Genomic DNA, 10,878 nt, shown 5'->3' with positions numbered 1-10,878 from the left:
GCGGCGGGGAATGCTTCGTTCTCAACCCCGTCGCCGTCACTGCCGACAGGGCCTCGGTCGAGGCTTACGGGATCACGCCGAACCCGTTCAAAGCCTTCGACGGGAGTTTCCGGGAGACGTTCGGCTTCGAAGCGCAAATCCACCTGCGTCAGGTCGAGCGGAGTCAATGCCCGATCGTCGACCTGTTGGCCCTCCAGGCCCGGGTCAAGCCCGCCTTCGTCCCGAAACTACGGATCGATCAGGACCGGTTGCGCAGCGGCGGCGAGCTTCGCGGAACCGCTGAGTTCGGAGGGGCGCCGAACGCTGCCCTCCTCCTGATCGATCACGACGGCACGGTGCACGATCTCGGACGCTACCTGAAGCGGTCGGGGCGGCAGGCGAGCTTCGCTATCCGTCTTGAGGCGTCGCCGTCGAGCCGCGGCCTGTCGCAACTCGTGGTGGCAGTGGAAAGTCAGGGGTCGATCGGCGCAATCACGGGCGGAGGGTCGGCGAATGCCGCCGCCCTCTTCGACGGCCTTGCCCAGGAGGCGGCGCAGCGGGAATCCCGGTTCGGCCTCGCCGTCTCCCAGATCAAGATTGGCGAGTGAGCCATGGGAGGGATGAGTGCGACGCCGCTGACCGAGGAAGCCTGCGTCGACGAGATCATGAGGCTGCGCTTCGGCGAAACCCCCTGCGCCGCCTGTGCCAGCCGCCAGGGCTTCCAGCGCGAGAGCCGCAACCGCGCCTTCTCTTGCCGCTCCTGCGGACTGAAAGTCTTTCCCTGTCGTGGAACGCCATTCGACAAGCCGCGGCCGTCGCTCGCCGATTGGTTCCGGGCGGTGGATCTGGTCGCCCGTGAGCGCGCCGACGCCGGCGTCCTGCGCCGCCGTCTCTCCCTGGATCAGCGCACTGCGGCGACAGTGATGGAGGGGATCGGGCGACTTCGAGGCGCCACCGATCCGGCCATCGACGCAGGCTGGTTTCCTGAGATCGCCGCCTTCACGCAGATGCATCTGGGGGCTGCCTCCCCCGGTCCCCCCGCCCCGGCTACGTCCGGTCACGAATCGTCTTGGGAGTCCTTGCGGACGGCCGCAGAAGCCATTCCCGCCCGCTTCAAGCCTCTCTTGGGCCTCGGGGCGATCGCGGGGCTGATGCTGTTTGGCCTCGGGGTCGGTTGGCTCATCGTGCCGCAACCGATGGAATCCGATGACGAGGTCACACAGGCCACCGCCACTCTTAGCCTGGGCGAGGACAAGCCGGTGATCCAAGTTCCCGCCGAGGTGGCGGCCCAACTCTACGACATCACCGACGTCGACGCGAAGCCAGACACGTCGCTGACGTCCGCGATCCGCATCACGGCGGTCGGCCCAAGCGCGCCGGGCCGGCCCGGCGCGCAGCCTATCGCCGCCCCCGCGATGGGGCTCTCGAATGGTGCCGGCCAGTCGCTGGTCGAAGGCGATATCGGTGCCGTCAAGGCACGCGTGCGGGAACGGCCCGAACTCGCGGCCTACTCTGCGCTTGCGACCGAACTCGAAGGCAGCGGTTCCCGCAACCCCGATGAGCTGCTGATTTTCGGTCCGATGCGGATCCGACGCTATCTCGTCGAGAAGATCGTCCGCGCCTCAAGGGCCACCAGTGTCGATCCCGTGTTGCTGATGGCGATCGCCGATAAGGAATCGAGCTTCAAGACCGAGGTGCAGGCGCAGACCTCCTCGGCCGCCGGGCTGTATCAGTTCATCGAGCGGACCTGGCTCGGAGTGGTGCGTGAATTCGGACCGCGCTACGGCCTCGCCCAGGAAGCGGCGATGATCGCCGGCGGCGATGCCGTCGGCGCGCAGCGCACCCGGATCCTGGGCTTGCGCAGCGACCCCTATCTCTCGGCGGTGCTGGCCGGGGAGATGCTCAAACGCGATAGCCTGCGCATCACCGGACGGATCGGTCGAAATCTCACCGGCGGGGAAATCTACCTCGTTCACTTCCTCGGGCCGGATGGAGCCGAGCGGATGATCGACGAGATCTCGCGCCGGCCGACGACGGTGGCCGCGGCCCTGCTGCCCAAGCCGGCCGCCGCCAACAAGCCGATCTTCTACGGCGACGGAGCCAAAAGTCTCTCCGTGTCCGAGGTCCGCAACAAGTTCGAGACGATGATCTCGCTGCGGCTCAATCGCTACAGCAGCGTCAAGACCGTCAACGTCCCGCACGCGCCGGAGAGGCAGGCGATGCCGGATCGGCGATAGCGTCCCTCGCGGCTGCGGTTTACCAGGCCCTATTCGCCGATGAGGACCGTGGGCAGACCCGAAACGATCACGCCGCCATGGGCCGTCGGGTCGCCGACCCGCGCCGCCATCTGGCCTCCGATCTGGACGGTGGGAGAACCCATCGCGATCGTGTCCGTCGGCCCGGTGCACACCGCCATGTCCCCGACCCGCGCCGCAGGAAGGCCGCCGATCAGAACGGTCGGGCAGCATGGGGCGCTGATCGGACCGCCGACATGGGGTACCACGCCCGTGACCATCGGGCAGGTATGCGGGTCGGTGATGCGGGCGGCGGGCTTTCCCATAGCGAGGTCCGAGACTGACGGCGCGGGACGCGAGACCGGTTCAATACAGCTTTTCGAGCATGTTGTCCGCGTCCTCGACCACGAGAAGGCCGGTTTTCGACGTGGGTTTATCGGAGGCCCCGAAATCGGCGAGCGCGCGGGAGAACCAGGGGCGACTGTCCGCCCCGCGCCCGCAGCCGCTGTTGCGCAGGATCTTGTCCCCGCGCAGCACCGAAAGCCCCGCGGACCGCGCGCAGCCCCCCCCGATGCATTCGCTCAGGAGCGTGCGAAACGAGCCACGGTCGAACCAGATTTGGCGCACCAGGGCTCGTGGGTTGGCGGGGGCGACGGTCGTCTTGAATCGATGCCCGTTCCCCGGTTCGGCAGCGTAGCTCGTCTCGATCTGGGCCCCGGCGCCGTAACGGTAGGTCAGCCGCTCGATCGCCCCCGCGGTCGTCGCGGCGCAGAGGGACGCGGTCTTGGCGCCGAGCACGCAGGAGAACACGACTTCCTCCCCCGAGGCGCAGAGCGAGGCGGCAGCCTGCTCCCTCGCGACCGCCGGTTCGATCGGGGCGAGGATCAGGAGGGCGCTACCGGAAGAGGCGATAAGCCATCCTGAAATGCTCGCGCCGCGCCGCATAGCTTTTCGTAGACTTGTTGATGACCCGCGTGATCCGATCGACCGCGTCATCGCCGTGTCCTTTGTCGGCCGAGAGATGGAGGCGGTGCAGCGTCCAGAAGCAGACCGCCGAGCGTAAGCTGTAGGGAAATTCGGCCACCAGTTCGGGCCTTGTGACGAAGCTCACTTGCCGGTCAGCGGAGGTCGAGGGCTGGGCGTAAATCTCGGCATATTGTTGCGTGATCTGCGAGTAGTTGACCCGTCCGGTGATCTGGATCAGCCCGCGTCCTCGGAACCGCCAGCCGTCGCCGCTGAGGACCGGCCCGTTGCCGTTGCGGCCACCGTAGACCTTGTTGGCGATCGTCTCCTGCTGGGCCGCGCGCGTGATGGCTTTCGTCCTGCGATCCTTCGCGTACCCGTCCGTTTCGGCTTCGCGCGGATGGATCTTGTAATGGTGGAACAGCATCAGGCCCGCCGGGCTGTAGCGCAGGCTCTCCACCGTGGCATCGAGGGCAGGGCCGCTTTCCTCGCGCAGCTGCGCGAAGAAATGGGCCTTCCGCGATGGGGTTTCGAGCCCGAACCGCGGCAAATCCCGGTTCAAGTCGGCGACGACCTGATCGAGATTGGCGTCGTCCGCGTTCGTGAAGATCTGCGCGAGTTGCTGGCGCGTGATCCTGCCGGAGGGAGCGCGGGCCGGGGGGCCGCCCCGATCGAGATCCTCGAATGGGCGCCGGGCATCCCTGAGCCGCTCATAGTAGCCGAGTACGTCGTGATCGGAGAGGAGGTCGACCCGGAAGTATTCGGACGCGGCGAGGCGGATCTGCCGCATCCGATGCTCGTCAGACGAGGTACCCCTCACCGTTCGATCCGGGGAGAGGTCGCCGTGCCGCGACCCATCCGGTACCGGAGCCCAGCCCATGCCCTCGCCTCCACCATCGCCCGGATTGTCCGCGCGATCCCGCCGCCATGCAAGCTGCGGGTGGCACGACAGACGATGAATTATTCACCGCCGGAGCCAGAGCCCCTACCCTTTCGTAGCGGTGACGATGAGCCCGGGGACGGCGCGTCCCCGCTCCCTCCGCAGGCTGTCTTCGGTGATCGCCACGGTTTGAAACCCCGCCGGCCTGAGGCAGGCCTCAACGTAGCTCCGCGCGTGGCTGTAACGCCCGTGCGGGTGAAGCGTGAAGGCGCCGCCGCCATCCTCCTCAACGCTGAAGACGAAGGCTCCGCCCGGCCGCAAGGCCGCCGCTGCCGCGCCGGCGACGGCGTCGAGGGGGCCGAAGTAACAGAGGGTATCGGCCGAGGCGACGAGGTCGAAGGCCCCGGGATGTTCGCGCAGGTAATGGGTCAGTTCCGCCTGATCGAGCCGGTCGTAGCAGCCGCGCTGGCGGGCTTTCTCCAGCATTCCCGCCGACAGATCGACTCCGACGAGCTCACGGGCATGCTCCTTCAAGGCGGGCCCGCAGAGTCCGGTCCCACAACCGGCATCCAGGACAGAGAGGTCTTTTTGGGCGGGCCGTCGCGCTGCGACGGCCGCCGCGATGAGAGTGGGGGCGCAATAATCGAGCCGGGCGAGCTTGTGATCGAAACTCGATGCGAATCCATCGAACAGCGCCTGCACGTAGCGATCGCTAGCCCGCTCCGGCACGTTCTCACCGGTGAGGGCGGGGATGAGGTGGTGGACAGAGGGGTTGTCCGGCTCGTCTTGCAGCCATCCCTGCAACAGGGTGAGGGCGCGGCCGTGTTCTCCGGTGGCGCTGTAGGCCGCCACGAGAAAGCGTCGGGTGCCGGCATCCGACGGTTCCAGCTCCAGGGCTCGCGTGTGGCAGGTGATCGCCTCGTCGATCCGGCCCTGGCTCGCCAGCAGCCGCCCGAAATTGTTCCAGAGGTCCCGATTCCCGTGATCCAGGGCGACGGCGCTGCGATAGACGGCCTCGGCCTCGTCCGGCCTGCCGAGCACCCTCAAGGCGACGCCGAGGTTGCTGCTGGCATGAATGGCCCCCGGGTCGAGCTGAAGCGCGGTATCGTAGGCGGCTGCGGCGAGATCCGGCCGATCCAAGTCGAAGAACACGTTGCCGATATTGACGTGCGAGCTTGGGTTGTCCGGCTCGATCTCGATCGCCCGGCGGATCAAGCCGATCGCCTCCCGCGGCCGGCCCGTCTGGTGGGAGAGCACGCCGGAGAAGTGCAGCGCGGCCGCATGCTCGGGCTCGGCGTCGAGGATCCGGCGATAGAGTGTCTCGGCGACCAGGACGTCCCCCGCCCGGTGGGCCCGCACCGCGATCTCGAGCGCCTCATCGAGGTCGATGTCCCGCGCCTCCCGCCCAAATTCATCCGCATGCCCGCCCTTTTCCATCGCATCCTCTTCAAGGTGGTGAGCTGTCCTTGATCGGGCCCCGTTACAGGATCCAGGGTTCACGTGAGTGCACGGTAGGCCTGAGGGTCCCCCGGATTTTGGTCCGGCCGAAAAGTGAATGTCTCGGTCTCATTCGGCGGCGTGTAGGGCCGCCGCCAAGGCGAATTCCTGGGGCGTCAGCCACCCCGAGGCCGTGTGAGGACGGCTTTCGTCGTCGTACCGCCGCCAAGTCTCGATCTTGCTCCTCGCGTCGGCCGACGACAAGAACCAGTGCGCGTTCGGGCACTCGGCGCGCAGGCGGCCGTTGAACGACGCCGCCAGCGCGCTGCCGGTCGGCTTGCAGGAGCGCGAGACGTTCAGCCTGACACCGTTCTCACAGGCGCAGCGGTCGAGTGCTCTCGGGACGAACTCAGGCCCGTCATCGCCCTGTATCGCGCACGGCGCCCCGCGCAGCCGCTTCATCCCCAACTTCTCAGGTCGTAGCTGATCCTCCCCATCGGCCGGGTCCAAAGCCAGCCCGTCAGGTCAGCGAAATATCTATCCATGTCCGAGCAGCCTCAAATCCGTAGTCGGCCTCGATGCACCTTGCGCAGATTCTGAGGTCGCCCGGGGCCAAGAGCTGGATCGTCGACATACCCGCATTAGTGAGCCGCACCATTACCCTCAGCGCCTTGCTGGTCCCCAATGCCAATCCATCACTGTCAGAACGGAGAGGGAATGGTCTCAAATACAGCCTTGACGGATCATAAGAAAATGCGTCAGTATATTCATTGCGATTAGACGATCGATCGGCATGAATGTCGAAGATTTAAGTTTCAATTGTTAAATACATATTCCGAACTGAGCGAGAAAAAATAAATTCTGATCCATGTTGTCCATGTTCGAATTGAGGTAACGGCGATTGGCAGAGGCGTCCTGTGGTTGAGACAGTTGTTCCATTGCACTCAAATAGTTCGTTGAACCTCACTGCGGGGACGCGGCTCAACGGCATCTTTGAGATTGAGAAACTTATTGGCGAAGGCGGAATGGGGCATGTGTATCGCGCACGGGCTCTCGAAGCACAGGAGATCGTTGCCGTAAAGATCATAAAGGCTGATATTGCTCGCGACCAGAGCTTGGTCGGGTTGCTCAGAAAGGAAGCGAGTACACTGAGCAAGATTTCACACGAGGCAATCGTCAAGCATATTATTTTTTCGATCGACCCTCAAACCGGACGACCCTACCTAGCGATGGAGTATGTCGAAGGTCCGTCTCTGTCAGATCTGATCAATGACGGGCCCATGAGCGCTGAGGCCGTCTTAGTTCTACTCAACAGAATCGGATCGGGCCTCGACGCGGTGCATAGGCTCGGTATAACCCATCGCGATGTCTCGCCGGACAATATCATCTTGCCTCGATCGGATCCTGGCCGCGCGAAGCTCATCGATTTTGGTATTGCGCGCGATCATCATAGAAACGAAACGATCATCGCCGATCGTTTTGCCGGAAAATTCAACTATGCGTCGCCGGAGCATCTCGGCTTGCACGGCGGAAAAGTTACTCCAAAATCTGACATCTACAGTTTTGGCCTGACGCTTGCGGCGGCGTTGATTGGCACCCCGTTGGATCTCGGCGGCACACAGGTTGAGATGTTGCGTCGCCGCCAAACGGTCCCCAATCTCGACAAAGTCGATCCGAGGATTCGAAAGATCCTCACGCGTATGCTTCAGCCGGATCCGTCCGAACGTCCGGATACGATCTTGGAACTTACGGCAAATCAGGAACTCGGCAGCATCGGACCGCCTAAGCACGCCAAATTTGTCGGGCTAACGACGAGACGATGGGGGGCCCTGATCTCGGCAGGCCTCGGGCTCGTCTGCTCTGGCTTCGCAGGCTGGTATGGAATGACGCGTGGCGTCGACACCGAGTCGGTAGCCAACGGCTCCCTCGCCCCGGTGTCGCCGCGCTCAAGCGATGCGGCTCCTCTGGGAAACCGGAAGACGCCGGAGACCAAACGCACGAGTGAGCCTGCGCATTCGCAAGGTGCGCGGTTTGAGGAGCCGCTGCCCCAGTCCTCTGCGCTGGGGAAAGAGCCGTCGGCCGGGGCGATCATCCAGCCAGAGGTCGAGCATAATCAGGAGATCGCTGAGGCAGAGCCGCCGTCGAGGATAGATAAGCCTGCGGCCATTGCGCCAGACACTCGTGTGGCCAGAACTGGTCAGGCCGAGTTGCCCGCTCCCGCTCCCGCTCCCGCTCCCGCTCCCGCACCGACATCCGCGCCATCGCGGGACATGGCTTTCGATCAAACAATGAAGCCCGGGCGGAACAAGCGGGATTGCATCGCCTGCCCGCCTCTGGTCGAAGTCCCAGTGGGGGCTTTCAGCATGGGAAGCACCGCCGATCCGAGCGAACGGCCGGTGCACCAAGTTCATATCCCGGCATTCCTGATAAGCCGAGGCCCGGTCACGGTCGCCGAATGGAACGCCTGCCAATCCGCAGGCGCGTGCGAGATGAAAGCTGAAGGCACCTCGGACCAACCCGCTGCTAATATTAGTTGGGATGATGCGCAGCAATACGTCCGCTGGCTCGCGAATGCCACGCGGAAGAGCTATCGCCTGCCGAGCGAGGCAGAATGGGAATATGCCGTTCGCGGCGGCACGCGTACGCGCTTTTGGTGGGGTGATCTCTTTCAGAGCGAGATGGCGCCGTGCCGCAGTGCAGAGTCATCTTCACTAACCGCGTCGCCGGCGGCCGCTGCCTTTCCGGAAAACGCTTTCGGTATCACGGGCACGACCTGCTTTGTCGCTCAGTGGATGTCCGATTGTTGGCACAAAAATTATCGCGGCGCTCCAAATGATGGACGCGCGTGGAATGCTGCGAACTGCAAGCAGCGCGTGCTCCGGGGCGGCACTTGGCGAAGCCGGGCCGAAGCCGAGCGTGTAACGAGCCGTGACTCCTACGATCCGACGGTCCGGTACCCCGGCAATGGAATTCGTGTTGTCCGGGATTTCTGAGCCTAAGGGCGAATCGACGCAAATCGAGCTTCCCGCGCAAGGCTCAAGAAGGAGACGATGATGAGAGCAAGATTGGCCTTCGCGGTCGTGTTACTGGTCGGCATCGGCTGGTCAGCCATGGCTCAGACTACACCTGAAAGACCTGCGGCTTCCTCAGCGCCCGCCTCGACGGCTGCGCCGCCAGATGCCGCGGTCTATATCATTTCACCGAAGCCCGGTGCGCGCGTCACAAGCCCGGTGACGGTGCAGTTCGGTCTTCGCAATATGGGCGTGACGCAGGCGGGAAGCGGCGCAAAAAACGCAGGACATCATCACCTGTTGATCGATGCGAAAGAAGCGATCGTCGCCGGTGAACCCCTTCCGGCGGACAAGACGCACTTGCACTTTGGCGGCGGCCAGACCGAGACACGCATCGACCTGCCCAACGGCCAACACACCGTGCAGCTCGTCATGGGCGATGCTTTGCACCGGCCGTTCTCTCCTTCCGTGCAATCCCAGAAGATCCAAATTACCGTCGTCCCCCCCCAAGCGCTTCGAAAGAAGCGGCGCGCCCACCGTCGTTCAAGGGTTTGAGAGGCGGTAAAGCCATGGTCGCTGACCTGTCGCCGCGCGGCGTCTATGACAGCCCCTGCTGCTTGGGGCGATCACTCGCCATGCGATTATGCCGCCCGCCGCGCTGATCACGCGCTCGACCCGTCCCGATCCACGCACGGGGCCTGCGATCTCACCAGGGGTCGAGGCGATGGGCGAGCGACTATGCGACCGTATCGCGGGCGTGGATTGATAAGCTGTTCAAAATGGCATAAGCGCTAATTCTCCGATTAAAGGTTTAACGCGAGCAAAAATCACTGTCTGCTTAAGTTTTAAATTCCTGTCGATTGGTCTGCATGGGGTTTGGTGTTTCGCGTGGAAAACTTTTTTAAAAAGGGACAGGACAATGCCACTCGCACCACGAAAAACCGATCTTACGCTTCAGGTCAAACGCATCAGGCAAGACAAAAGCATGAGCTGTTGGTATGCTTCGGCGCAGATGGTTTTGTCTTATCGAAGTGTTGTTATGTCGGTTGTTAATACCAGCTCTAATCTTTCTACGTTAATTAGGTACATGGCAGATGAAGGCTTGGCTCAAAACGGCGTAAAAGAATTTGCCGATGAAGTCGGCCTTCACAAAGATCAATCGTACTTCAGCGGTGGATTTAGCGCAGAAGATTACGGGAATTACATAGGAAAGTTGGGGCCATTGTGGGTAGCTGGACTGTTCCCGCAGGGCGGTCACGTGGTTGTCGTTGCTGGTATAGCGGCGGACAAGCTCATGATTGCCGATCCAGACGGAAGCCAGCCGTTTCCTAAATGGATGTCTGTTTCTGAACTGGAAGTTATCCGAAGCAGGCTCAACCTTCCGGTACTTTATCGACTCAATGCGCCTGCCTAAAGATTTTGGGAATAGATAATTATGATGGACAAACATTAGCAGGTAATTCTGATGAACTGAAAACGGTCACCTTGAGCTCGGAGAAGTCTGAAATCGCGGTGGCCATACTTTGGGTGTCGTTATACAAAAATCCGCAACGGCTTCGCACTGGTCATGGCTCTGAGTAGGGCGGGCATGGGATCATTCATGCCCCGGATCGGTTTGCATGACTGCTTAGCATGAACCCCGGTTTATGGATTCGGTGCTGTCCGCTTGCTCAGCCGCGTAAGAGCATCGCATCACAGTCGATAACCAGTTCAACAAGTAGCCTCGCCGGGATTCTGGAATGCTACGCTCGCTGTGCTGGCGAGGCCGGATGCGCAGGCGAGGCAGGCGCCATCGTCAGTACCGACGCTCGGGCGCACCGCTCGGCTCACAGCGGCGAAAGGAGGGACCAAGATGCAGGCGATCGGTCCCCTGGGCAGCGGCCCGACGACCAAAGTGCACACGTTCACTGATGTGCTCGGCCGTCCCGGCGTTTGGTCCTGATACCGGGCAATGCCAGCGCCATGACGACCGTGCCCACTGTGCTGGCAGAGGCCCGCGGTCGGATTCGACGCTCGGCCGCAGAGGGACTAGGACGCAGAGTCGCTGCGCGCGGACTGCGGGAAAAAGGCATCACGCCCGTCATCCCGGGCAAGCGCGGTTGGAAGCGGCGGATCCGCCATGACGAGCGCCGCTACCGCGAGCGCTGGCGCATCGAGGCGACCTTCAACCGGTTCGAGGACCTTCGCCGCATCGCGACCCGTTACCACGAGTTCGCGCGCAACTGCGCTTCAGCCATCGCACTCCCCGCCGTTATAGCCTTTTGGTGCTGATTGAATCCTAACCCTTGAACGAGTTCGACGATCTCGCGCGTCCCTGGTCAGCGTGGAGGTTCGCCTTGCGCGATCGGCCACGCGAAGCACTGCGCGAGCCGCT

The 10,878-nt window shown here is 63.1% G+C and carries 8 protein-coding genes and 3 pseudogenes; 6 read left to right on the top strand and 5 right to left on the bottom strand.

Features of this window, described 5'->3' with window-relative positions:
- Both AC0IY0_RS27330 and AC0IY0_RS27325 read left to right on the top strand, forming a co-directional pair.
- Positions 1–587 (top strand): annotated as a pseudogene (locus AC0IY0_RS27330) (hypothetical protein); the annotation flags it as partial.
- 12 nt (positions 588–599) lie between these two features.
- Entirely contained in the window at positions 600–2,216 is a 1,617-nt protein-coding gene (locus tag AC0IY0_RS27325) for a transglycosylase SLT domain-containing protein (RefSeq protein WP_471766240.1), read from the top strand.
- Positions 2,217–2,245: 29 nt separating this feature from the next.
- Here the strand turns inward: AC0IY0_RS27325 and AC0IY0_RS27320 are convergent, their stop codons facing one another.
- From AC0IY0_RS27320 to AC0IY0_RS27300, 5 genes and pseudogenes are all read right to left on the bottom strand, one after another.
- Positions 2,246–2,539, bottom strand: coding sequence for a PAAR domain-containing protein (locus tag AC0IY0_RS27320; protein WP_471766239.1), 294 nt, complete (start codon positions 2,537–2,539; stop codon positions 2,246–2,248).
- A 40-nt stretch (positions 2,540–2,579) separates the two neighbouring features.
- Positions 2,580–3,158, bottom strand: a complete 579-nt coding sequence (locus AC0IY0_RS27315) for a hypothetical protein (protein WP_471766238.1) — start codon at positions 3,156–3,158, stop codon at positions 2,580–2,582.
- The gene (locus tag AC0IY0_RS27310) at positions 3,109–3,966 is read right to left on the bottom strand and encodes a glycoside hydrolase family 19 protein (RefSeq protein ID WP_471766237.1); all 858 of its coding nucleotides are present in this window, start codon (positions 3,964–3,966) and stop codon (positions 3,109–3,111) included. Before AC0IY0_RS27310 ends, AC0IY0_RS27315 begins: the two co-directional genes overlap by 50 nt.
- A 195-nt stretch (positions 3,967–4,161) precedes the next feature.
- Positions 4,162–5,493, bottom strand: a complete 1,332-nt coding sequence (locus tag AC0IY0_RS27305; RefSeq protein WP_471766236.1) for a tetratricopeptide repeat protein — start codon at positions 5,491–5,493, stop codon at positions 4,162–4,164.
- Positions 5,494–5,622: 129 nt separating this feature from the next.
- Positions 5,623–5,946 (bottom strand): annotated as a pseudogene (locus AC0IY0_RS27300) (integrase core domain-containing protein); the annotation flags it as partial.
- Between the two features lie 464 nt (positions 5,947–6,410).
- Here AC0IY0_RS27300 and AC0IY0_RS27295 point away from each other — a divergent pair.
- The 4 genes and pseudogenes from AC0IY0_RS27295 to AC0IY0_RS27280 all read left to right on the top strand — a co-directional run.
- Positions 6,411–8,486, top strand: a complete 2,076-nt coding sequence (locus AC0IY0_RS27295) for an SUMF1/EgtB/PvdO family nonheme iron enzyme (protein ID WP_471766235.1) — start codon at positions 6,411–6,413, stop codon at positions 8,484–8,486.
- A gap of 72 nt (positions 8,487–8,558) precedes the next feature.
- Positions 8,559–9,059, top strand: coding sequence for a DUF4399 domain-containing protein (locus tag AC0IY0_RS27290; RefSeq protein ID WP_471766234.1), 501 nt, complete (start codon positions 8,559–8,561; stop codon positions 9,057–9,059).
- A 364-nt stretch (positions 9,060–9,423) separates the two neighbouring features.
- A complete protein-coding gene (locus AC0IY0_RS27285) occupies positions 9,424–9,918 on the top strand; it encodes a papain-like cysteine protease family protein (protein ID WP_471766233.1) in 495 nt (164 codons plus the stop codon).
- Between the two features lie 280 nt (positions 9,919–10,198).
- Positions 10,199–10,775 (top strand): annotated as a pseudogene (locus AC0IY0_RS27280) (transposase); the annotation flags it as partial.
- Positions 10,776–10,878 lie beyond the last annotated feature (103 nt).

Source organism: Methylobacterium sp. AC315 (genome assembly GCF_979253755.1).
The sequence above is the reverse complement of the archived record's forward strand: the minus strand, read 5'-3'. Positions and strand labels throughout refer to the sequence as shown.

Coding starts and splice junctions, on each gene's coding strand:
- AC0IY0_RS27325 (WP_471766240.1), top strand. CDS start 600: ATGAGTGCGACGCCGCTGACCGAGGAAGCCTGCGTCGACGAGATCATG.
- AC0IY0_RS27320 (WP_471766239.1), bottom strand. CDS start 2,539: ATGGGAAAGCCCGCCGCCCGCATCACCGACCCGCATACCTGCCCGATG.
- AC0IY0_RS27315 (WP_471766238.1), bottom strand. CDS start 3,158: ATGCGGCGCGGCGCGAGCATTTCAGGATGGCTTATCGCCTCTTCCGGT.
- AC0IY0_RS27310 (WP_471766237.1), bottom strand. CDS start 3,966: ATGCGGCAGATCCGCCTCGCCGCGTCCGAATACTTCCGGGTCGACCTC.
- AC0IY0_RS27305 (WP_471766236.1), bottom strand. CDS start 5,493: ATGGAAAAGGGCGGGCATGCGGATGAATTTGGGCGGGAGGCGCGGGAC.
- AC0IY0_RS27285 (WP_471766233.1), top strand. CDS start 9,424: ATGCCACTCGCACCACGAAAAACCGATCTTACGCTTCAGGTCAAACGC.